Below are 22831 nucleotides of genomic sequence, written 5' to 3'. Positions count from 1 at the left end.
AAGAAAAAAGCTCCGGGTTCTCTACCCGGAGCGGACTAATAGGAAAAGAGAAGGTTCTCCACGAGTCGCTACATGAGCAAGACGTTTCAATACTTTCTCTATTTCCTTCGTAGTCAGGTTATTTACGGTAACCTGGTAGAGACTTTCGGGCCTTATTCCCGATGTTATACGATGGATGGTCGTTCTATTTATTTACTTTTGTAGTGTATCAGCTTTCTCACAAGCCGTCAATACAAAACACGAACATTTTATCTATTTATTTATATTTCGTTCGTGTTTACTCCCACTCAATTGTAGCGGGCGGCTTAGAAGTAATGTCATACACAACGCGGTTAACGTGATCCACTTCGTTAACAATTCTTGTAGAGATAACTTCAAGGACTTCAAATGGGATACGCGCCCAGTCAGATGTCATGCCATCGATTGATGTTACAGCACGAACACCAATTGTGTAGTCATACGTTCTCGCATCACCCATAACACCAACACTACGGAAATCAGGAAGCGCGGTGAAATATTGCCAGATATCACGATCAAGCCCTGCTTTTTTAATTTCGTCACGAAGAATCGCGTCAGATTCACGTACAACTTTTAACTTTTCTTCTGTCACTTCTCCGATCACACGGATACCAAGACCCGGCCCCGGGAACGGCTGTCTCCATACAATTTCGTCTGGAAGACCAAGCTCTGTACCTACTTTACGAACTTCATCTTTGAAAAGCATATTTAAAGGCTCAATCAAATCGAGCTTCATATCTTCAGGCAGACCGCCTACGTTGTGGTGGGACTTGATGGTTTGAGCAGTCGCTGTTCCACTCTCAACGATATCTGTGTAAAGTGTTCCTTGTGCTAAGAAGGACATGTCTTCAAGCTTTTCAGACTCTTCCTCAAAAACATAGATAAACTCGTTACCAATGATTTTTCGTTTCTTCTCTGGATCAGTTACACCTTTAAGCTTTGTAAGAAAACGATCAGCAGCGTCAATTTTGATCAAATTCATATCGAAGCCTTCACCAAATGTTTTCATTACGCTGTCTGCTTCGCCTTTGCGAAGAAGACCATGATCGACAAACATACATGTTAGCTGGTCACCGATGGCCCTATGAATGAGGGCGGCAACTACAGAAGAGTCAACTCCACCACTAAGGGCGCATAGAACTTTTTTATGCCCAACGGCTTCACGGATTTCATTAATTTGCTCATCGATGAAGTTTTCCATTGACCAGTTACCATCACACTCACACACTTTATAAACAAAGTTTTTCAATAGTTCATTGCCGTGCTCAGTGTGACGAACTTCCGGGTGGAACTGAACGCCATATAGGTGGCGAGAAGCATCGCTCATTGCCGCAACTGGACAAGATGGGTTTGTTGCGGCCACTTCAAATCCTTCAGGTGGAGCTTTAACAAGATCACCGTGACTCATCCATACAGATTGTTCTTCTGGTAGACCATCATATAATGGGGATTTGTCCTTGATTGTCAGCATCGCCTTACCATACTCACGGTGTTTCGCCGCTTCTACACTTCCACCAAAGTGATGTGTCATTAGCTGCATGCCGTAACAGATGCCAAGAACCGGAATGCCAAGCTCGAAAATTTCTTCATCGCAGCGCGGCGCGTCTTCACCATATACGCTGTTCGGACCACCTGAGAAGATAATTCCCTTTGGATTAATTTTCTTTACTTCTTCAGCAGTAATCGTGTTCGGGTGCAATTCACTAAACACACCAAGGTCACGAATACGTCTAGCAATTAGTTGATTGTACTGTCCACCGAAATCGAGGACAATAATGGATTCCTGTTCTTCTAACATCTAATTCCCTCACTTCTATTTAGTCTCTAGTAGCATTGCCGAAATCGAATCGAAAAACAGGGGATTAACAAGCTTTTCGATCTCTTTCATCCAAGGTCATATAAAAAAAGCCAGAACCCTGCCATGGTACAAAGGCAGAATCCTGGCTTATACTAGGAGTATCTGCCTTCATAGTCAGATCATTTACGGTGATCCGGTAGAGACTTCTGGGCCTTATTCCCAGGGATATACGAAGGTTACAACTTGTTGTTCAAACTATGGATTCATTCTATCAACCGTCTATACAGCGGTCAAGATTGCATCTTTTTAATTAAATTTTCCCATAATTCCTTCATTTCATTCCAACCATCACTGTTCGCTTTTCCACGATAGTAATTTTCTTCGTAGCGACGTGTTAATTCCTTCATATCCTCTGTTTGAAGCTTGCTGTCAACTTGAACAGCATATTCCCGCAAAGTCTGATTTTCCCCTCGCTTAATGCCATGTAAGTCTAACAACCATAGCAGTCGAAAATACGCTTCAGATAGCACCTTTCCGTCATCTCGTTTCTTATACCTTGAAATAACCAACCGCTTCAACCATTTCTTATAATTCTTAAATACGACGTATCCAAGTAACAACAGAATAAGCACAAGCACAACGGTATACCACACTGTCCATTCAAACGATACAGATGATGAACCTGATGATGCCTGTTCCTCTGGTGTTTGTTCCTGCTGCTGCGCCTGCTCTTCTTCAGTTTGTGCAGGATCAGGTGCTTCAGAATTTGTCGCTTCATCATCACTATAATCGCTAACAAAATCAGCCTGGTTAGTGAATCCTCGAGTTGGTTCAAAAGGAACCCAACCGACACCCGGGAAGTATGCCTCAACCCACGAGTGTGCGTTGTTATTTGTTACTTCATACTCTCGATAGTCTCCAGCAGCTGCCACAAATTCTCCCTCGGTAAATCCTTTTACCCATCTTGCCGGAATCCCGAGACTTCTTAAAAGAACGGTCATCGAACTAGAGAAATTATCGCAATAACCTAGCTGCGTTTCGAAAAGGAATTGATCGACATAATCATCATTCTCCCCAGGAACGGCAACGTCCGTTGTTTCATATACAAAACCATTCCCTACGAAGTAATTTTCGATCGCTCTCGCTTTATCATAAGGATTTTGTTCTTCTAGCGTAATCTCTTCAGCAAGATCACTGACTCTCTTAGGAAGAGACTCCGGTAATTGAAGGTACGTATTTGCCAACCGATCTGGATAGTTAACTGGTGCTTCTCGTAACATCTTTTCAGAAAAGGTAGGGGATTCGTAATCTAAATTATAATTATCAAGCACAATAGACTCGCCAAGATTTTGTGTAAACACTTTTCCAGTCAGAGGATTTTCAAGTAGTTGAACTTCTGCTCCCGTTTCGATGTTTGTTACTTGTCCTGGATGGACAATAAAATCAAACTTCTCATTCCCAGTCATATTCATCTTCATATCAAAGGCTTCTAACTCAACATCATCTTCAAATAATGTTTCTGTGCTACCTTCAAAAATAACTCGATCCTGTACGGAAGATTCCCAGCCTTTACCGGTATACTCATCTTTCGTTTCAACCCGCCAGTACCCTCTATCTTTAATTTGTGCAGTAAAAACAGGAGTTTCGTCCATGACGAAAGGGCCGCCAAGTTGTGAGTCATCTTCTCCGTATCCAATCTTACTAATTCCGTTGCCATTTCTCCCTGCGCCGTCACCATCTCCAGTCGTTTTCTTCAGGAAAGGTACCGGATCCGGCCATTGCGGCTCAGCCTTCGGAGCGATATAACCGAATATAGAAGAAAAAGCAATAACAACAACTAGTGGCATAAGCCAATAGACAGGGAAGCGACCTTTTGAAAAAATAACTCCCTCTTGTTCTTGAATTCGCAGAATTTGAAGAAGACCTAGTAATACAAAACCAATGATCACAATACGAATAATCGCATTATCCGCTTGATAAGTTGTAAAGGTATCAATAACCGAAATGTAAACGATCGTCACTAATAGAAATAAGAAAATCCGTCTTGTTTGAATTAACCAGTATTGCATTAAATAACTTATAAGCCAGAGCAATATGAAAAACAAGAAGGTTCGAAATACATTTGACAAACGATCAAAACTACCATCAAATAGAAAACCGACGTTCTGTGAAAAGTCTGATAGAAAGTAATCTACCCACAGAAATTCAAAGAACGGTCCCGGAAAAAACATGGCATGTAGAGCATATACTAACGCCACTCCTTTAATCGGGAAAGATAGCCAAAAAGGTAGCTGAAAATAAGATAGCAAAAATAAAAATGCCGTAAACAGAATAAAAATTTCTGTTTGACCTGTATCTGAAATGATCGAAAGAGGTCGTAGCCATTCCCAGAACAGAAGAAAACCCAATCCATAGAGGAGAAGCGCGTAAAGCCAATCTGTTTTTTCATTACCTTGTTGCACGCTTCCCACCCCCTTTTATTTCCTCATTAAACGAATCTCCCGCAATCACGTGTGCTTTAACACCGTATAGAGTAAGCTGATTAAGCTCAGCCTGTTGCGCTAACGTAATGTGCTCAGTGACATAAAAGAATTCCACTTGAACCTTTCGTGCAACAAGCTCTTTTAACGTAGAAGTGAATGCCCCATCAAGCGAAGGACTAATGATCATAACACCTGTTCCAGCAGGGAAATGATGAGCCTCTCTTTTAACAACTGTATCAAACGTTGTTATCCCGTTAGCTTGAACTCGTGCGAGATGATGAAATACTCTCCTTCGTTGTGCTCTTCCACCATTAATATTCAGAACAGAATGATCTTTTCCTGAGGAAACAAGACCGATCATCGCATTCTGCTTTAAAGCAGCGTTTGTCACGGAAGCAGCTAGTCTTACACCCTTCTCGAATAAAGGTGAATCTACACGACCATAGTGATCGGTCTCTCGATCGAGGAAGACCATATAATCCTGGCTAATTTGTTGTTCAAATTGCTTGGTTAATAGTTTCGAACCACGCGCGGTTGCTTTCCAATCAATCCATGACAATTTATCTCCTGGTACATAATCTCGAACACTAACCGCCGTAGAATAATCTAAATCTGCTTTACGTGGAGAAGGTCTCGTCCCAGAGAGCTGCTGATTATAGGGAGACCACGATATTTCTTGATATTGCGGTAGAACATAAACCGCTTGATCGTTCTCTATCATATTCTCATGTTGGACGAATCCAAAGAGGTCCCCCGTTCGACAGCGTAGTTTCTTAAAATGGTATTCTCCTCTCGGAATTGGCTTGATTGTATACCGATAAGTTAACTCTTTTTTGAACATGGGAAGAAGCAAGGCAAGTGAACGTTTTTGATACCTTGAGGAGGCTTCTCTAGCAAACGGAGCTAACCGATCAGGAAGCATATCTTCAACAACTAAATAAAAAAGAGGAAAGTGACTTTTCCGCTCTATCTGGATCGTAACAGTTAACTCCTGTCCATCTGTTAATTCTGTATGACTGATCAATCGCGTCATCTTGATTGCGCTCAAGGGATAGAAAATAAGAAGGATAGAATAGATAACGAAAGGTAAAAAACTATAGAACAAGAACCAGCTCACAAAACCTCCCTGAAACATCGCATACGAAAAAGTAATCAGGAAAAGCAGTGCTAAAAAGAAAAACTTTAACACTCTGTTATTCGCTAGCTTCTCTCTCATTTCACTTTCTCTTCCTTTTGAAGAGGAACTCTTACACGATGAAGAATCTCCTTAATAATCTCCTCAGGCTTCTGTCCTTCAAACGCAGCCTCTGATTTAAGAATGATGCGATGGGATAATACAAAAGGAGCTAAGAATTTCACATCGTCAGGTAGTACATAATCGCGATTGCGCATGAACGCATACGCCTGACACGCTTTCATTAGTGATAGTGACCCGCGTGGACTAGCTCCAAGATAAATCGATGAGTTATTTCTCGTTCTACTCACGATATCGATAATGTATTGTTTAACAGACCCTTCAACAAACACAGCTTTCACCTTTTTCTGTATCTCAAGAAGGTCTTCCAGCTCAAGGGCCGTCCCAATCGAGTCAATTGGATGCGCGTGTTCCGTACGATTCAATACTTCAAGTTCTTCTTCAGGAGATGGATAGCCCATACGTAACTTCAATAAAAAGCGATCAAGCTGAGCTTCCGGCAGAGGATACGTTCCCTCGTATTCAATCGGATTCTGTGTCGCCATAACAAAAAACGGCTGTGGAAGAATGTGCGTTTCTCCATCAACCGTTACATTCCCCTCTTCCATTCCTTCTAGAAGGGCCGATTGTGTTTTAGGTGACGTTCTGTTAATTTCATCTGCCAAAATAATATTGCCTAATAACGGTCCTTTACGAAATTCGAATTTCATCTCACGTTGATTAAAAATGGATACACCTGTTAAATCAGACGGAAGTAAGTCTGGTGTGAATTGAATTCGATTAAACTTTGCACCTACTGATTTTGCAAGAGCACGAACCATCATCGTTTTACCAACACCCGGTACATCCTCCAGAAGGACATGACTTCCAGCAAGCAGCGCAACCAGGCTTAATTCTGTTACATCTCGCTTACCAACCATCACCTTCTCAATATTTTCAATCACTTGTTTGACAGCCGGGTGGTACGCATCAAATTGGTACGATGAACTCATAGCTGATTCCTCCAATAGTCATTCTCAAAATTTTTATTTTAAAAACAGGCCTCTTTACCTATCAATTTTCCAACAAATTAGCAAGAGTAAATGTCTGAATACTCATAACCTTATTGTAACAAAAAATACTTTAGGCACGTTAATAAGAAGCGAGTTTTCCTATAATTTCATTATTGATCCAAATAAAGATATGACTAGCTACATCGCAAATCGTTTCATACTGGATGAAAAAGGGAATACAATTTTCAGACGAAAACACCAAAAGAATCCTGAATCTTCAAACCATTATAATGAGGTGAGTACATAAGATTACGCTATGCCTCTCGTCCCACTCGTCTAAAACGAAAAGGAGGAAATTAAATGGTAGGTAATCGCGGTGTCGTTTATACAGGTGCAGGTCGTGTAGAAGTTCAGGATATTAGCTTTCCGGATTTAGTTCTTCGTGAGGGGCCAGGCGTTCCCAAGAGTAATGCCGGCCGTAAATGTGAACATGGAGTAATCTTGAAGAATATCGTGACGAATATATGCGGGAGCGATCAGCATATGGTGCGCGGTCGCACGACCGCTCCTTCTGGTTTAGTTCTCGGCCATGAAATTACCGGAGAAGTGATTGAGGTTGGACGAGATGTTGAATTTATTAAAAAAGGAGATATTGTCTCTGTTCCATTCAATGTTGCTTGCGGTCGATGCAAAATGTGTAAGCGTCAGGACACCCATATTTGTCAAAACGTAAACCCTGAACGTCCGGGCGCAGCTTACGGATACGTTGATATGGGCGGCTGGGTTGGTGGCCAGTCCGAATATGTGATGGTTCCTTATGCAGACTTTCAATTACTAGCCTTTCCCGATAAAGAGAAAGCGATGGAGAAAATCCTCGACTTAACAATGCTATCGGATATTTTTCCTACCGGCTACCACGGAGCGATTAGTGCAGGAGTAACGACAGGGTCCACTGTGTATGTCGCTGGAGCAGGACCAGTTGGACTCGCTGCAGCCCATTCTGCTCAGTTGCTTGGTGCTGCGGTTGTCATTGTTGGAGATTTAAAAGAAGAACGTCTCGCTCAAGCAAGGAGTTTCGGGTGTGAAACAATTAATCTAAAAGAACACAACGATCCCGGCGAACAAATCGAACAAATACTCGGTATACCTGAAGTGGATTGTGCGATCGATGCAGTTGGTTTCGAAGCTTATGGTCATGGAACAGATAACGAAGAGCAGCCGGCAATTGTGCTAAATACGATGATGGATGTTGTAGAAGCTGGAGGAAAGATGGGGATTCCAGGGTTATATGTAACAGAGGACCCTGGAGCAGATGACAAAGATGCCAAGCAAGGCTCACTTAAAGTAAGATTTGGACTTGGCTGGTCAAAAGCCCACCATTTTGTTACAGGACAAACACCTGTCATGCAGTATCACCGTCAATTAATGATGGCGATTTTAAATGGAAAAGCGGATATCGCGAAAGCTGTAAATGCAACCGTTATCAGTCTTGATGAAGCTCCTCAAGGGTATAATGAGTTTGATAGTGGTGTATCAAAAAAGTTTGTCATTGATCCACATGGGATGTTAAGAAGGTAAATCAAAAAGAAGCCAATCCTTATCGCTAGGATTGACTTCTTTTTTTAAGTTATATACTACTAATGCGAAACTAATAAATACGGAAGGTGGTTTAAATGTCAGTTATTCTTAGACGAATTTATGGAGAAGATCACCCGCTTGAAGGGAAGCGTATTCTAATTGACCGCGTATGGCCGAGAGGCATTTCAAAAGAAAAAGCCAACTTAAATGAATGGATGAAGGAAATCGCACCAAGTTCTTCGTTACGAAAATGGTTTGATCATGATCCTGATAAGTTTGAAGACTTTAAGAAAGCATATCAAGAAGAAATCAATGGAAGTAAGACAGCACAGACGAAATTACAAGAACTAAAGAAAATGGCTACAAACGAAAGACTTGTTCTTTTATTTGGGGCAAAGGATATGGAGCATAATCATGCGGTAGTGTTAAAAGAAATAATTGAAGGTTGAACAAGGATTTTCACTTATTCCACTAAAAAAGAGAGGATCTAATCCTCTCTTCCTTCATTCTATTCCATTATACTAGTTCACGATCCCAGTGACGATGCGTTGCAATAGCTTCACTGAACTCTTTCACGAATGTATTCATATCTTTACCAGTGACTACTCCTGGTTGACCTACTAAGTCGTTATTCTCTAGCCACTTCATCCCTTCATGCGTTCCACCGATCGGTTTAAAGTGTGAGAATGCTTCATTGATAAAGTAATTAGCGGATTGATAGAATCCTTTGCTTTCCTGATTTCCACCAACCGCATAAATAGCATCAAATAAAACGGATTCGCTTGTAAGGAACGTATGATCAATTTCAGCCTCGGCTCCGTCAGTGGCTTTTTTTACACCACGCTTGTCACTAATGAGCTCAGGCTTAATGCCTTTTTCTTTAAGCCCATTAAGCACTTGTATGAGTTCTTCTCCATTAAATCCATCGTCTACAATGACACCTACTTTTCTAGTATCCGCAGTAAACGTTGTATTTAGTTGGCTAAGCGCAGGTGATGTCTTCGTGATATCTGATCCACCTTTTGTAGGTTCTTTAGCTCCAACATTCTGAGCAACGGTTTGAGCAAGGTCAAGATTGATATTCGAAAGCATATCGACCACTTGTTGCTGAACTGACTTACTCTTTAGCTTGCCGAGCTCAAAGCTAAAGGCATTCTTAATATGTTCTTTCTCCACATCACTCATGCTGTTATAGAAAAGAACCGCTTGAGAGAAATGGTCTTTAAAACTTTCACTGCGTGCGCGAACCTTATGACCTTCTACTTTCTCCTGATAATGAACGTAGCCACCCTCTTCTTCTGTAGCCGGTTCTGGCTGATTATCAGCAAGAGAATTTTTGTGATAGCTTACCTGGCCTTTGTTAATTGTTTGGCGCATAAAGCCATCACGCTGATTATTAAAGAACGGGCAAACAGGTCGATTAATCGGTAATTCATGATAATTCGCACTTCCAAAACGGTTGATTTGTGTATCTGTATAAGAGAACAAGCGCCCTTGAAGTAGCGGGTCATTGGAAAAGTCGATGCCTTTTACGACATTACCAGGATGGAAAGCAACCTGTTCGTTTTCAGCAAATACGTTCTCAACATTTCGGTTTAATGTCATTTTCCCAACGATTTTGACAGGGATATCTTCTTCAGGCCAAATCTTAGTTGGATCAAGAACGTCAAAGTCAAAGTTGAATTCATCTTCTTCTTTGATAATTTGCACGCCTAGTTCCCACTCAGGGTAGTTACCATTTTCAATAGACTCATATAAGTCGCCGCGGTGGAAATCAGCATCTTTACCTGAGATTTTTTGCGCTTCATCCCACACGAGTGAGTGTACGCCCAACTTTGGTTTCCAGTGAAACTTAATAAACCGCGCTTCTCCTTTTGCATTCACAAACCGGAATGTATGAACACCAAAACCTTCCATCATACGTAGGCTTCGAGGGATCGCTCTGTCTGACATTGCCCATAGCGCCATATGTGCTGATTCTTGATTGTTAGCAATAAAGTCCCAGAACGTATCATGAGCAGAGGCAGCTTGCGGCATACCATTATGAGGTTCAGGTTTGACCGCATGAATTAAGTCAGGGAATTTAATGGCATCTTGAATGAAAAAGACTGGCATGTTATTCCCAACTAAATCGTAGTTCCCTTCATCTGTATAGAAACGCGTTGAGAATCCTCTCACATCTCGAACCGTTTCAGAAGAACCTTTTGAACCTGCCACCGTTGAAAACCGAACAAATACTGGCGTTTTTCTGGAAGGATCTTTTAAGAATTCTGCATCCGTATACTCTTCCAATGAATCATATACTTCAAATTCACCGTGAGCGGAAAATCCTCTTGCGTGTACGACACGTTCAGGTATACGCTCATGGTCGAAATGCGTCATTTTTTCTCTGAAATGAAAGTCTTCCATCAAAGTTGGACCGCGTTCACCAGCTTTAAGAGAAAATTCATCTTCCGAAACTTTTAGACCCTGGTTTGTCGTCATTTTCCCTTTATCATTTGTGCTATATTGTTCTAACTGTTCTTTTTTCTTATTGTCCTCGCTCACAGTAATACCTCCCGCTAATATATGTAAAATCGTATATATAGTGGTTCCCTCAATAAAATAAGATCAAACCTTATATTTAGATAATTAGGTATTCGTTACTGCGCTCCCCTTTATTAATGTCAATGATTTATGAACCCATAATCGCATTAATCTACATTTCTCAATTCATGATATTTCACATAGACGAAGCAAGCATACAGCACAACTAGAAACGCACCGCCTGACATGATATGTTGAATGCCAATACCTGCTGAGAGAAGAAGGGAAGTCATCGCATAGCTAACAGGAATAAGCCCCATTGAAGCTAAAGACAGCAAACCCATTACTCGCCCTAGCACTTTCTCTTGGATCAATGACTGAATTGCAGAAAATAAAGGGATGTTACTTCCAGAAAGACACGCCCCAAAAATAACGAGCATGACAATACTCATCCACAGCTCTGTCGAGAAACTCAGACCTATAAAAGCACAACCAGAAATGATTAATGCAAGCAAAGCTACTTTTCCTCGTCCTTTCGTTAGATTAAGAATACCGATTACTACTGCCCCAATTAACATTCCAATCGCCGCCCCGGCTTCCATTAAACTGAAAGCAAATGCATCTCCATTTAAGACTGTTTTCACAAAAAGAGGTAGCCCCATGGAAAGTGGTCCAACGAGAAATAGATTCATAAAGACCGTTGTTAGTACAACTACTACCAGAATCCTAGACTCTTTCACATAAAGAAAACCTTCTTTAAAAGTTTCAAAAAAAGTTTGGTCTTGATTCCCCTGCTCTGTTTCTTGTTTTGGGATTTTCATCAAATAAATCAATACGCTTCCAAGAAAAAGCATTAGCGCTGTTACAGCGAAGACGATTTCATAGCTTCCAAAAGCAATAAGTAATCCTGCGAGCATAGGTGCAATAATAAACGATGCCTGGTTAGTCATTTGAATAATTGAATTGCCTCGAGTCAGATTTTCTTTTCGAATAATCGATGGGATCACAGCGCTCTCTGCTGCCCAGAAAAAAGCATCTAAAATTCCAAAGAAGAAGGCAACTCCAACAAATGTCCAAAGAGTGATATCTCCAAATATAAACCAGAGTACTAAACCACTAAGAAGGACCCCTCTTGAAAAATCAGATAAGAACATGATCTTCGTCTTACTCATGCGATCCGCTACCGTGCCACTTATCACCATAAATACTAGTCTTGGAATACTTGAAGCAATGTAAATGAGTCCGAGTGAAGCTTCAAGATTTAAAACATTCACCACGTACCAGCTCTCAGCAAAAAGAAAGAAGGAAATGCCAAAGCTTGATAAAAACGCTGCCGCCCATAAAAGAAGGAAATTTTTATTTTTAAATATGGAGTCAATCTTGTCTGATTTTACATCCGGCATTCTTTCCATAACATTTTCTTTCATCGCCATTACTAACACCCCTGCTGTTTTGATACTTTAAGTGTAGCGAATCATAGAAATCTAGACGATGACCCTCAGTTTGATAAGTACTCCGTCTTAAGACTGATTTAGAAAATATTGTCTATTCACAAACAAAAAAACATTCCAAAGGCTCATCACCTAGAGAATGCTTTCAATTGCAATACGGAGCTACCGGCCGAAAGGGGTAGGATGAATGACATCATGCCGTTAATATCACGTGATTGAGATAAGACCCTACCTCTATATCTGACCTTACATACTGTAAGCTTTCTTACCACGAACTTTCGTTATAAATCATCACAAATCGTCAACCAGTATATACGTCGCTTTCACCGGCCCGTGCACACCGACAATTAAATTCATTTCAATATCGGCACTGTTACTTGGTCCAGTCACAAAGCTTACACAGGAGGAAACAGGATTTCCTTTCTTTTCTTCTTCATGAATCAATTGACTCGCTTGCGTCATTCGAGGTACGAGCGTACTCTTTGGAACAATGGCAATGAACGTTTCCGGAAGCAAGCTAATCGAACGACCGTTATAGCGATCGTTAAACAGCGTGACGGTTCCGGATTCGGCCAGTGTAATATCACTGAACACAATCCCGGCTCCCGCCTGTTCTGCAAAAGTAACATTTTCTCGTCCTTTGTTCTCATCCCAAAGGTGAATATCATAGCCTTCAGATTGAAGTTCTGCGTACACGGTACTCAAGTGAGTTGCATCATTCCTCGCCCCTGCTGCACCAACAACTTTGGTTACACTATAGTCGTTAAGTACTGTCCGTAACGTTTCTCCAAGAGTTTCTAAGGTCGTACTCGTAAAAGAAGTATGAATGACTTTACACTGTTCTTCCAATTTCCCGACTAGCTCATCTTGCGTTGCACCTTGAAAAACACGCTCCTGCGGATGAACAGAATAAACAGGCGATTCCACTTTCGTTCTCCGCGTTCGACCCAGTTGCTCAGCGACGTTGTCCAAAAACGCTTCCCGGTTATGAATAGCCATTAATGATCACTCCTCTGCTCTCGTTGTCGATACCAATCCCGGAAACGCTCCTTCGATGGCGCAGGGAAATCGCGTTGTTCCGTCCAGCCTTTCATCGGACCTGGACCTTTTTCGATATATTCGTCTTTTGTCCAGGGCTTTAGCGTCGTTCTAGCCATTTTCGTCGACAATTTATAGGCCGCTGGTGTGGAGGCCCATTTAGCGAAACCCATCATCATCATTTTCTCTGCTTTGGTCGTCATTTTTTCGCGTTCTACGATGATTTCTCGGTGTCTGATTAAATGCTCATGAAGAGGAATTTTAACAGGGCATGCTTCGGTACATGCAGCACATAAGGTCGAAGCATACGGGAGATCTTTGTGATCCTCGTATCCATCCAGCAGAGGGGTTAATACAGCTCCAATCGGTCCTGGATAAATCGATCCATACGAATGCCCACCAACATGACGATAAACCGGACACGCGTTAATACACGCAGCACAGCGAATACAATGAAGAGCCGATTGAAACTCAGTTCCTAGTATTTTCGAACGCCCATTGTCTACAATGACAAGATGAAAATCTTCCGGGCCATCTACTTCATCTTCGAGGCGCGTTCCAGTTAATGCTGTAATATAGCTCGTAAGTTTTTGACCAACAGCTGCACGAGTCAACAAACTAACAACGACTTCTAAGTCCTCCCAAGTTGGCACTATTCGCTCCATGCCCATGACTGAGATTTGGGTGTCAGGTAGAGACGTGACCATCCTCGCATTTCCTTCATTCGTAACAAGCGTAATTGCTCCAGATTCCGCAACCGCAAAGTTGCATCCCGTAACCCCAATATCTGCTTCTAGAAAGTCCTGACGCAATTGCTCTCGTGCAAATGCGGCTAGCTCAACGGGATCATCCGAACCGGTATATCCCTTCATCTTCATAAACGTTTCGCGAATTTGCTCTTTGTTTTTATGAAGCGCTGGCGTCACAATATGAGATGGTGGGTCTTCATCCAATTGTAAAATCCACTCACCAAGGTCCGATTCGACAACTTCACACCCGCTCTTTTCTAGCGCTTCATTCAAACCAATTTCTTCTGTCACCATTGATTTTGATTTAACTACTTTTTTTGCTTGTTTTTTCTTCGCAATCTCCTGAATATACTCGTTCGCTTCTTCCGCAGTCTTAGCAAAAAAGACGGTCCCACCTCGGTTTTCCACCTGCTCACTCAATTGACGCAAATAATAATCCAGATTTTCCATCGTATGAGAACGAATCTCTTCACCAAGGGTTCTCCAATCTTCCCAATCACCAAGTTCTTCTGCTGCTTTTAATCGCCCCGAACGGAAGCGACCTTGAGCTCCAGAAACAGCTTTTCTCATAAAGGAATTACTAAGACCATCTTGGATACGATCACCATAAGATTTTTGACCAATTTTAATACTCATTTTATCCCTCCTTATTGAGCGTTCAGTACTTGTGCAATATGAAGAAACTTTACTTCCTGTCCGTTTCTACGCAAACGACCACCCATGTTCATCAAGCACCCCATGTCTCCACCAATTAAATAATCCGCTTGCGTCTCTCCAATATGCTCCGCTTTCTCTTGCACCATCTCTCCAGATATCAAAGAATTTTTGACAGCGAATGTACCTCCAAATCCACAACAATCCTCTTTCAGTGGCAGATCAATAAGATTTAGTCCTTCTACATTTTCCAATAAAATTCTCGGAGCATCCTTCACACCCAATAAACGAGTCATATGACAAGAAGGATGATATGTTGCCGTTCCAGTAAACGTTGAACCAACGTCTTTTACATTTAGCACTTCAACTATAAATTGTGTTAACTCATATGTTTTGCCTGCCAACTTACGTGCTCTTTCAGCCCACTCCGGTTCATCAGCTAACACTTTCGGATATTCTTTAATCATATGGACGCATGAACCTGAAGGTCCAACGACATATTCAGATTGTTCAAATGCCTTGATCATTTGTTTCAACCCTTTAATCGACTCGCTTTTGTATCCGCTGTTATAAGCTGGTTGTCCACAGCACGTCTGTCCAGCTGGAAAGTCCACTTCACATCCAAAGCGCTCTAACAATTCCACCGTATCCTTCCCTACATCAGGCGTGAACGTGTCACATAAACAAGTAATAAATAACGAAACCTTCATAATAATACCTCCTATTTTAAACATAAGGTCATCTGATGACTATGATAAATAAAAAAGGAAACTGCTAATATCAGATCCCTTATTTTATAAAGTGGGCTAGTGAATCTTCCACATTGTTAAGATGTGCTAACATCGCCTCTCGTGCTTTTTCCTCATTACGAGATTCAATCGCATCTAATATTCTTTCATGTTCCTGTAACAAACGTTCTGTGCCTTCCGGCGTATGCAGTAATTTTCGCGTTTCTCGCATCGCTTGTATCATAATTTCAGAAACACTATTCATTAAGTTAATCAGCATTTGGTTGTGACTCGCATTAACCAGAGCCATATGAAACGCTAAGTCTGCCTGATCACCAATCTCCCCACTACCTTTTGCCTCTTCCATCTTCCTAAGGGCGTCCTTCATAGGAGACAAATCTTCTTCTTGATGTGAGGAAGCTGCTGATCCCGCTGCGCCGACCTCTAGAATCTTCCGCACTTCCAATAATTCTTTTAGATCTTCTGATTTCATCAAAAATGCTACGGATACTGGAAGCGAAAAACGCGAAGCATCAAAGGACTTCACATACGTCCCTTCCCCCTGTCGCATTTCAAGAATTCCCATTGCTCGAAGCGCACTTAAAGATTCTCGTATAGCAGACCTTCCAACATTGAAGTTCTTTGCCAACACTTCTACGCTATCGAGTTTATCTCCTGACTTTAAGCTGCCACTTTTTAACGATTCGAGTAGAGAATCTGCAACTTGTTCATAGATCTTTTTCGATCGAATCGGTTTATATTCCACCATTCTTCCTCCAACTTCCCATCATATGTTACTTCTATTTTACTCTAAATCTTACAAATGGAAAAGTTATCGGGTCATTATAACAGTAACGTCGTGAATAAGGCTGCTAATCCCACCAATAATCCGTATAGCAGAGCTGGTAATAGCGTTTTTCGAATGATGTCCCCTTCTTTTCCAGAAAGACCAACGACTGTCCCTGCCGCTACCACATTATGAACACAAATCATATTGCCTGCAGCAGCGCCAATCACCTGTAGCGATAAAATTGCATCCTTCGCAAGAGCCGTTTCCTCCGCAATGCTATATTGGATAGGGGAAAAGGTTAGCGTTGACACTGTTGCACTTCCGGTAATAAAGGCTCCTAATTCACCAAGAAACGGTGCCGCAAGCACCCACATGGAACCAAATCCACTCGCAAGGGTTTGCGCTATGTATTGAGGCATGCTAATCAAATCATTCGTATTCATGCCTGAGTTCGTAAAAACCTGTACTAAAGCTAAGGTAGCGAATAACGCTAAAGCGGCATCTTTCATCGATACAATCGATTCCTTTGCAGCAGCCGAAAAATGACGGAAAGATTTTCGTTGAATGACCACTGCAATAACCGTTGCCAAAATTAATACGGAACCTGGTGAATACAAGACTTGCCACTTGGACGTTATACCCTCGATCCCGATAATATTCGTCCAGGATAAATCCACCCAACTTAATGTAAAGTTCTTTATGGAAGGTACAATTCGCGTCATTAACAAAAGACCTACAATAATCAAGTAAGGAGACCACGCTGATGCTAATCCCATATTAGATCCTTTTTCTTCAATAACAAAATCCTCTTGAAGGGCATCCTGCCACGAAGTCTTTGGAAGCAAAAACCCTTTCTTTGCAGTGATCGTAGCGACAACTAAGCCAGTAAGAGAAGCTAAAATCGCAACAAACTCATGACCGAACAAAACCGCATAGATATATGCAGATGACGTATAAGTAAGTCCAATCAATAATGTCCATGGCAGCATCTCAACGCCATCCTTCAAACCTTTCTTCTTTCCAAAAAAGACAATTAGAACGACAACTAATATAAACGGAATAAACGTACCAGCAAATAAATCAAAAAAAGCAACTTGCACCCCTATATCTTGATAAAAAGACAAACCCGCATCTGGTAGATTACTAAGTCCAACTTGAATCGGCGTACCGACAGCGCCATAAGAGACGGATGAGCTATCTGCGATAAGAGCAATTGCTGCAGCTGCCAACGGTGTAAAACCTAACGCTACAAGCAGTGGTCCCGTCAATGCCGCTGGAGTACCAAACCCTGCAGCCCCTTCAATTAAAGCCCCAAATAAAAAAGCGACAATGACAATTTGGACCCGCATGTCCGTTGAAATATTTCGAAACCCTTGATTAATGCGATTCACAGCGCCCGTTCGACGAAGAGTATTTAATAACGCGATCGCCCCGAACAAAATAAATAAAATCGTGAGCGCCTTATGCGATCCTTCTAAAACAGAAGCTAAAATGACGTCTCCCTCTACTCCCCATACTAAAAAAGATAAGATGATCACAATGATTGCGCTGAAGAACATTCCCTTTTTAGCCGGCATCCGAAGGAGCACCAGAAAGAGAAATGGGGCTAAAATGGCACTTAAAGCTACAAGTAGTAACATCAACATCCCTCCGTTTTAATAGCTTCATTTTTGTTAGCGTTTTCAGTCAAAATCATAAAACAACAAGTCATCAGATGACCTGTTGTTTTATTTTATACCGATAGACTTGCTGTTACAAGTATTTTTTGTAATATAGACAGAATAGGATGTGATTTATCTATTCTCAAGTTTTAATACAAAAAAAGCTTCCCCCAGTCATAAAACTGGAGGAAGCTTTCCATTCACTCAGGTATTCTGAGCAGATGGGAGCATGAATTACATCATGCCGCCCATACCGCCCATTCCACCCATGCCGCCCATATCAGGCATGCCACCGCCGCCTGCATTTTCTTCAGGCTTATCTGCGATTACTGCTTCTGTAGTAAGAATCATAGCAGATACGGATGCTGCATTTTGTAGAGCAGAACGAGTTACTTTTGTAGGGTCAACGATACCAGCGTCAACCATGTTTACCCACTCACCAGTAAGAGCGTTAAAGCCAATACCGATTTTCTCGCCTTTAAGGCGCTCAACCACAACAGATCCTTCAAGACCAGCGTTGTGAGAGATCTGACGGATTGGCTCTTCTAGTGCACGAAGAACAATCTTAACGCCAGTTGCTTCATCTCCAGAAGCTTCTACAGCTTGAACAGCCTTAACGACGTTCACTAGCGCTGTACCACCACCGGATACGATTCCTTCTTCAACCGCTGCGCGAGTTGAGTTAAGAGCATCTTCAATGCGAAGTTTACGCTCTTTCAATTCAGTTTCAGTTGCCGCACCAACTTTGATGACAGCTACGCCGCCAGCAAGCTTAGCAAGACGTTCTTGAAGCTTTTCTTTATCGAACTCAGAAGTTGTTTCTTCTAGCTGAGCTTTGATTTGGTTTACGCGACCAGCAATTTTATCAGTTTCGCCAGAGCCTTCAACGATTGTTGTATTTTCTTTCGTTACAACAACTTTAGAAGCGCGACCAAGCTGAGTCATGTTCGCTTGTTTAAGATCAAGACCAAGATCTTCTGTAATCACTTCAGCGCCAGTAAGTGTACCGATGTCTTCAAGCATTGCTTTACGACGGTCACCGAAGCCAGGAGCTTTAACTGCTACTGCGTTAAATGTTCCACGAAGCTTGTTCACAACGAGTGTTGCAAGTGCTTCACCTTCAACGTCTTCAGCAATCATAAGAAGTGGTTTACCTTGTTGAACCACTTGCTCAAGCACTGGAAGAACATCTTGGATGCTTGCAATTTTCTTATCAGTGATAAGGATATAAGGATCTTCTAGAACAGCTTCCATTTTGTCGGAGTCTGTAACCATGTAAGGAGATGCATATCCACGATCGAACTGCATACCTTCTACTACTTCTAGCTCAGTAGCAAATCCTTTTGATTCTTCAACAGTGATAACGCCGTCGTTACCAACGCGCTCCATTGCTTCAGCGATCAATTGACCTACTTCTTCGTCAGCAGCAGAGATTGACGCAACTTGTGCGATTGACTCTTTGCCTTCGATTGGCTTAGAAATGTTTTTAAGTTCTTCAACAGCAGCTCTAGTTGCTTTCTCAATTCCTTTACGGATAACCATTGGGTTCGCACCAGATGCTACGTTTTTAAGACCTTCACGTACCATAGCTTGCGCAAGAACGGTTGCAGTTGTTGTACCGTCACCGGCAACGTCATTTGTTTTGCTAGCTACTTCAGCGACAAGCTTTGCACCCATGTTTTCGAATGCATCTTCAAGCTCGATTTCTTTCGCGATCGTTACACCATCATTTGTGATAAGTGGAGATCCGAATTTCTTCTCGAGGACAACGTTACGTCCTTTTGGTCCGAGTGTAACTTTAACTGCGTTCGCAAGAGAATCAACACCGCGAAGCATTGCGCGACGGGCTTCTTCACTGAACTTAATATCTTTTGCCATTTGTTACCCTCCTAAATGTATGTAGTACTTTTTATTTTTGTTTTTACTTGCCTACGACTGCAAGAATATCGTTCTCACGAAGAATCAAATACTCTTTACCGTCATACTTTACTTCAGTACCAGCATACTTACTGTAAATAACAGCGTCGCCTTCTGATACTTCAAGAGCTACACGCTCTCCACCATCAGTTAGTGCACCGCTACCTACAGACACGACGCGACCTTCCTGTGGCTTTTCTTTCGCAGAATCTGGAAGTACGATCCCACTAGACGTTTTTTCTTCTAATTGAATTGGTTCGATGACTACTCGATCACCTAAAGGCTTTAACAACTCAAACACCCTCCTCAGATGGAAATTATGGTTTGATTCGTTTTTTAGCACTCACCATCGTCGAGTGCTAACACATGTATATAATAAATAATTCACTATTCTTTTGCAAGTACTTAAGTTGATTTTTTTTTCAGTTTTTTCTTTTCTCCTTAACTCGTCACCATGTGACATAAACTGATAAGACTTATGGCCTGTTTTTCGATTATATTCGATATAGCTATATGAAATAGTTATACGAAGTCTTATGAACGGCATTCCCTTCAGAAAGTGTGTTAAACTAATACGAGTATGCAAAATGCCATTTACGGCATGCAAACCATTAAAAGGAGTTATGCTTCTTGGCCAAACATTATTGGACTATATTGATTACTTATATTGTAATGCAGCTCTCAGGATTAGTAGGCGTTCCCCTACTTCAGGAATTAAACATCCCTGATCCAGTCGTCACTTGGTCTGTGTTTAGTTTTCTGACAGCACTGATTATCATGCTATTTCTTCTCCGTTCCACTCCGGACGTCCCTTTTGAACGCTCAACGCGCGTCTCTCCTGGTCAGGCGGTTGGATGGAGCATTCTAGGCGTATTCATGGCTTATGCTTCCCAAATTATTGCTGCAATGATCGAAATGAACGTATTTGGGATTGATCCTGGTTCTGAAAACACAGAAATGCTGATAGAAGTCGCAAAAGCGGCACCTGTTTTTATTATTGTGACATCAATTATCGGACCAATTCTTGAGGAAATTGTTTTCCGAAAAGTTATTTTCGGTTCGTTATACAAACGATTTAATTTTTGGATTGCCGGCATACTCAGCTCTGTTATTTTTGCAGCGATTCATTTTGACTTTTCTCATATTCTTATTTATACAGCAATGGGACTCACCTTCGCCTTTCTTTATGTAAAAACGAAGCGTCTGATTGTACCAATCATTGCTCATATGACGATGAATACTTTTGTTGTATTAATTAACGTCTATTTTGCTGATGATATTATGGAGATGGAAAAGCAGCTGAACGAGATGCAATCGTTTATTGGAGGACTCTTTTCATGAAACTTTCACCAATTGTAATGGGTTTTTTCTACTTGGGACTTGGCTCCCTCTTCACCTACCTGGCGATTCAAAGCGCTAGTAGTAACGGGGAAATATGGAGTTTTTATACCATTCTGCTGATGGTTCTCGCTACGGTAGATTTTGTTTATGCTATTCGTTTCTTCGTCTTGAAAAGAAGGATAACGGAACTAAAGAAAAAAGATGATAACGAAAAGCGATAGGGGCTTCCCCTATCGCTTTTTATTTGCATTTAATTATTGCTCTCTTCCTGAGCTTCCTCAAGGATCCGTTTTGCTTCAGCCTGCAATCTTTTACGGTAGCCATATCGTGACACAATGATACTAAATTCATACAGAAGTAACAGCGGTACTGTAACCATAAGATGTGAAATGATTTCAGGTGGTGTAATCATCCCCGCTATAACAAGAAGGACAAAATAGGCATACTTTCGAATCTGTACAAGCATAGCTGGATTTAACATACCAAGCCTTGTAAAGAAAAGAACGATGACTGGCAACTGAAAAACAAACCCAAATGGGAGCGTTAATTGAAACAAAAAGCTGAAATATTGATTCGCTCCATACATTTCTTGAATGTTAAGACTTTGAGCAAGATTCCCTACAAAATCGATGACAAAAGGAAATAAAACAAAGTAGGAAAAGGATACACCACCAAGAAACAAAATAAACACTGCGGGAATATACGATAGTGTCACTTTCCGTTCGTGTTCAAATAATCCTGGTGAAATAAATGCCCACAGCTGATAAAGCGCCAGTGGAGATGTCATAATAAAAGCAATTAAAAAAGCGAAGCTGAAATACACTTTCAATGGGTCAGTCAGATGAAACGCGTTCATCGGTATACCCTGCGCTTCAGGAGCATGTTGCAAGAACACAATGACTGGCTTAGCCAGAAACAGCCCCGCAATAAAGGAAAGAATTAAGAAAACGACTGTAATAATAATCCGTTTTCTTAATTCTTCTAAATGATCATAGATGGATTGCTTCTGATCCTCCATTCACTATCCGTCCTAACCGATTACTTGTCGTTATTTTTCTTTTCGTTTGGTTCATCATCATCATCCGCTAAACCTTTTGTTGCATTTTTAAATTCACGAAGCGTATTTCCTGCAGCTTTACCAAGCTCAGGTAATTTCTTAGGTCCAAAAATAATTAAAGCAACCACAGCAACTAAAGCGATACTTGCGCCACCCATTCCCATGCGTGTCACCTCCTTAACATGTCGTTATACTGGATAATGTTTCATGAAATAAACTAGTGCTTGTAACTCAACTGCAAGATCAATATGATGCACTCGAATGTGATCCGGCACCGTTAATCGTGCCGGCGTAAAGTTTAATATTCCTTTTATTCCTGTTTGATCCATCTGATCGGCAATCGATTGAGCAACATGAACTGGTACGGTTAAGATAACGACGGAAACGTCATTTTCTCTCAGCCGCTTTTGAAACTCGTCGATATGATAGACTGGAACGCCACCAATCTCCTGTCCTACTTTTTCAGAGTCTGCGTCAAAAGCAAGTTCGATCTTTGTATTATTATTTTTAATGAAATTGTAGTGCAGGAAAGCCGTTCCAAGATTACCTACACCAATAAGCGCGACTTTTGTCGTTTCATCCTGATCAAGCGTCTTACTAAAAAAGGATAACAAATAATGAACATTGTACCCATAGCCTTTTTTACCAAGAGCACCAAAATAACTGAAATCTCTTCGAATTGTAGCAGAATCGACCTTGATGGCATCGCTAAGCTCTGCTGACGAAACGCGTTGTTTACCTGATGCACTTAAATTTTTTAAATATCGATAATAGAGCGGCAGTCTTTTTGCTGTCGCCTGCGGAATTTTTGTCTGATCAATATCCATACACTACCTCCATATTGATCTCCGCGCT

The 22831-nt window shown here is 41.4% G+C and carries 20 protein-coding genes and 2 riboswitches; of the genes, 4 read left to right on the top strand and 16 right to left on the bottom strand.

The window, feature by feature from the left end; translation table 11 throughout:
* Nucleotides 1–90: 90 nt before the first annotated feature.
* Nucleotides 91–192: riboswitch (purine riboswitch) on the bottom strand.
* 85 nt (nucleotides 193–277) lie between these two features.
* The 4 genes from guaA to AC0VYH_RS01550 all read right to left on the bottom strand — a co-directional run bounded on the left by guaA (nucleotide 278) and on the right by AC0VYH_RS01550 (nucleotide 6486).
* The gene (guaA, locus tag AC0VYH_RS01565) at nucleotides 278–1816 is read right to left on the bottom strand and encodes a glutamine-hydrolyzing GMP synthase (protein ID WP_283153160.1); all 1539 of its coding nucleotides are present in this window, start codon (nucleotides 1814–1816) and stop codon (nucleotides 278–280) included.
* 151 nt (nucleotides 1817–1967) lie between these two features.
* Nucleotides 1968–2069: riboswitch (purine riboswitch) on the bottom strand.
* A gap of 37 nt (nucleotides 2070–2106) precedes the next feature.
* A complete protein-coding gene (locus AC0VYH_RS01560) occupies nucleotides 2107–4278 on the bottom strand; it encodes a transglutaminase TgpA family protein (RefSeq protein ID WP_475373205.1) in 2172 nt (723 codons plus the stop codon).
* A complete protein-coding gene (locus AC0VYH_RS01555) occupies nucleotides 4265–5515 on the bottom strand; it encodes a DUF58 domain-containing protein (RefSeq protein WP_194222468.1) in 1251 nt (416 codons plus the stop codon). Before AC0VYH_RS01555 ends, AC0VYH_RS01560 begins: the two co-directional genes overlap by 14 nt.
* The gene (locus tag AC0VYH_RS01550; protein WP_430243556.1) at nucleotides 5512–6486 is read right to left on the bottom strand and encodes an AAA family ATPase; all 975 of its coding nucleotides are present in this window, start codon (nucleotides 6484–6486) and stop codon (nucleotides 5512–5514) included. The genes AC0VYH_RS01555 and AC0VYH_RS01550 overlap by 4 nt, the downstream gene beginning before the upstream one ends.
* A gap of 360 nt (nucleotides 6487–6846) precedes the next feature.
* On the opposite strand from AC0VYH_RS01550, the gene fdhA reads away from it, so the two are divergent.
* Together fdhA and AC0VYH_RS01540 are read left to right on the top strand one after the other, a co-directional pair.
* Complete coding sequence (fdhA, locus tag AC0VYH_RS01545) at nucleotides 6847–8064, top strand: formaldehyde dehydrogenase, glutathione-independent (protein WP_430243554.1); 1218 nt, start codon at nucleotides 6847–6849, stop codon at nucleotides 8062–8064.
* Between the two features lie 95 nt (nucleotides 8065–8159).
* Complete coding sequence (locus tag AC0VYH_RS01540) at nucleotides 8160–8513, top strand: DUF488 domain-containing protein (RefSeq protein WP_475373204.1); 354 nt, start codon at nucleotides 8160–8162, stop codon at nucleotides 8511–8513.
* Between the two features lie 67 nt (nucleotides 8514–8580).
* On the opposite strand, the gene AC0VYH_RS01535 is transcribed toward AC0VYH_RS01540, so the two are convergent.
* From AC0VYH_RS01535 to groES, 9 genes are all read right to left on the bottom strand, one after another.
* Entirely contained in the window at nucleotides 8581–10611 is a 2031-nt protein-coding gene (locus AC0VYH_RS01535) for a catalase (RefSeq protein WP_475373203.1), read from the bottom strand.
* 146 nt (nucleotides 10612–10757) lie between these two features.
* On the bottom strand, nucleotides 10758–12023 hold the full coding sequence (locus AC0VYH_RS01530) for an MFS transporter (protein ID WP_475373202.1): 1266 nt from the start codon (nucleotides 12021–12023) through the stop codon (nucleotides 10758–10760).
* Nucleotides 12024–12332: 309 nt separating this feature from the next.
* Nucleotides 12333–13040, bottom strand: coding sequence for a LutC/YkgG family protein (locus AC0VYH_RS01525; RefSeq protein ID WP_430243547.1), 708 nt, complete (start codon nucleotides 13038–13040; stop codon nucleotides 12333–12335).
* On the bottom strand, nucleotides 13040–14464 hold the full coding sequence (locus AC0VYH_RS01520) for a LutB/LldF family L-lactate oxidation iron-sulfur protein (protein ID WP_475373201.1): 1425 nt from the start codon (nucleotides 14462–14464) through the stop codon (nucleotides 13040–13042). The genes AC0VYH_RS01525 and AC0VYH_RS01520 overlap by 1 nt, the downstream gene beginning before the upstream one ends.
* 11 nt (nucleotides 14465–14475) lie before the next feature.
* Nucleotides 14476–15192 (bottom strand): (Fe-S)-binding protein, encoded by a 717-nt coding sequence (locus tag AC0VYH_RS01515; protein ID WP_430243543.1) that lies wholly within the window; start codon nucleotides 15190–15192, stop codon nucleotides 14476–14478.
* A 79-nt stretch (nucleotides 15193–15271) separates the two neighbouring features.
* Complete coding sequence (locus AC0VYH_RS01510) at nucleotides 15272–15976, bottom strand: FadR/GntR family transcriptional regulator (protein WP_242057451.1); 705 nt, start codon at nucleotides 15974–15976, stop codon at nucleotides 15272–15274.
* A 77-nt stretch (nucleotides 15977–16053) separates the two neighbouring features.
* Nucleotides 16054–17640 (bottom strand): L-lactate permease, encoded by a 1587-nt coding sequence (locus tag AC0VYH_RS01505; protein WP_475373200.1) that lies wholly within the window; start codon nucleotides 17638–17640, stop codon nucleotides 16054–16056.
* Between the two features lie 255 nt (nucleotides 17641–17895).
* Nucleotides 17896–19539 (bottom strand): chaperonin GroEL, encoded by a 1644-nt coding sequence (groL, locus tag AC0VYH_RS01500; RefSeq protein ID WP_194222478.1) that lies wholly within the window; start codon nucleotides 19537–19539, stop codon nucleotides 17896–17898.
* Nucleotides 19540–19582: 43 nt separating this feature from the next.
* A complete protein-coding gene (gene groES, locus AC0VYH_RS01495; protein ID WP_048313430.1) occupies nucleotides 19583–19870 on the bottom strand; it encodes a co-chaperone GroES in 288 nt (95 codons plus the stop codon).
* 338 nt (nucleotides 19871–20208) lie between these two features.
* Here groES and AC0VYH_RS01490 point away from each other — a divergent pair, with 338 nt between their 5' ends.
* Together AC0VYH_RS01490 and AC0VYH_RS01485 are read left to right on the top strand one after the other, a co-directional pair.
* A complete protein-coding gene (locus AC0VYH_RS01490; RefSeq protein ID WP_475368303.1) occupies nucleotides 20209–20919 on the top strand; it encodes a lysostaphin resistance A-like protein in 711 nt (236 codons plus the stop codon).
* Entirely contained in the window at nucleotides 20916–21140 is a 225-nt protein-coding gene (locus AC0VYH_RS01485) for a YdiK family protein (protein ID WP_430243538.1), read from the top strand. The genes AC0VYH_RS01490 and AC0VYH_RS01485 overlap by 4 nt, the downstream gene beginning before the upstream one ends.
* A gap of 29 nt (nucleotides 21141–21169) precedes the next feature.
* On the opposite strand, the gene tatC is transcribed toward AC0VYH_RS01485, so the two are convergent.
* From tatC to AC0VYH_RS01470, 3 genes are read right to left on the bottom strand one after another with little or no spacing between them, the layout of a single operon-like run.
* Nucleotides 21170–21937, bottom strand: coding sequence for a twin-arginine translocase subunit TatC (gene tatC / locus AC0VYH_RS01480; protein WP_194222481.1), 768 nt, complete (start codon nucleotides 21935–21937; stop codon nucleotides 21170–21172).
* 20 nt (nucleotides 21938–21957) lie between these two features.
* Nucleotides 21958–22140, bottom strand: a complete 183-nt coding sequence (locus AC0VYH_RS01475; protein WP_194222482.1) for a twin-arginine translocase TatA/TatE family subunit — start codon at nucleotides 22138–22140, stop codon at nucleotides 21958–21960.
* Between the two features lie 24 nt (nucleotides 22141–22164).
* Entirely contained in the window at nucleotides 22165–22797 is a 633-nt protein-coding gene (locus tag AC0VYH_RS01470; RefSeq protein WP_194222549.1) for a redox-sensing transcriptional repressor Rex, read from the bottom strand.
* Nucleotides 22798–22831: the final 34 nt, after the last annotated feature.

It is taken from the genome of Anaerobacillus sp. QJM3NY_32, from assembly GCF_056173645.1.
Note: the sequence above shows the minus strand (reverse complement) of the source record. Positions and strands in the feature narration are given on the sequence as shown.

What these genes read in the sequence shown, in the direction of transcription:
- guaA (WP_283153160.1), bottom strand. Translation starts at nt 1,816, where the DNA reads ATGTTAGAAGAACAGGAATCCATTATTGTCCTCGATTTCGGTGGACAG.
- AC0VYH_RS01555 (WP_194222468.1), bottom strand. Translation starts at nt 5,515, where the DNA reads ATGAGAGAGAAGCTAGCGAATAACAGAGTGTTAAAGTTTTTCTTTTTA.
- AC0VYH_RS01550 (WP_430243556.1), bottom strand. Translation starts at nt 6,486, where the DNA reads ATGAGTTCATCGTACCAATTTGATGCGTACCACCCGGCTGTCAAACAA.
- fdhA (WP_430243554.1), top strand. Translation starts at nt 6,847, where the DNA reads ATGGTAGGTAATCGCGGTGTCGTTTATACAGGTGCAGGTCGTGTAGAA.
- AC0VYH_RS01540 (WP_475373204.1), top strand. Translation starts at nt 8,160, where the DNA reads ATGTCAGTTATTCTTAGACGAATTTATGGAGAAGATCACCCGCTTGAA.
- AC0VYH_RS01530 (WP_475373202.1), bottom strand. Translation starts at nt 12,023, where the DNA reads ATGGCGATGAAAGAAAATGTTATGGAAAGAATGCCGGATGTAAAATCA.
- AC0VYH_RS01525 (WP_430243547.1), bottom strand. Translation starts at nt 13,040, where the DNA reads ATGGCTATTCATAACCGGGAAGCGTTTTTGGACAACGTCGCTGAGCAA.
- AC0VYH_RS01520 (WP_475373201.1), bottom strand. Translation starts at nt 14,464, where the DNA reads ATGAGTATTAAAATTGGTCAAAAATCTTATGGTGATCGTATCCAAGAT.
- AC0VYH_RS01515 (WP_430243543.1), bottom strand. Translation starts at nt 15,192, where the DNA reads ATGAAGGTTTCGTTATTTATTACTTGTTTATGTGACACGTTCACGCCT.
- AC0VYH_RS01505 (WP_475373200.1), bottom strand. Translation starts at nt 17,640, where the DNA reads ATGTTACTACTTGTAGCTTTAAGTGCCATTTTAGCCCCATTTCTCTTT.
- groL (WP_194222478.1), bottom strand. Translation starts at nt 19,539, where the DNA reads ATGGCAAAAGATATTAAGTTCAGTGAAGAAGCCCGTCGCGCAATGCTT.
- AC0VYH_RS01485 (WP_430243538.1), top strand. Translation starts at nt 20,916, where the DNA reads ATGAAACTTTCACCAATTGTAATGGGTTTTTTCTACTTGGGACTTGGC.
- tatC (WP_194222481.1), bottom strand. Translation starts at nt 21,937, where the DNA reads ATGGAGGATCAGAAGCAATCCATCTATGATCATTTAGAAGAATTAAGA.
- AC0VYH_RS01475 (WP_194222482.1), bottom strand. Translation starts at nt 22,140, where the DNA reads ATGGGAATGGGTGGCGCAAGTATCGCTTTAGTTGCTGTGGTTGCTTTA.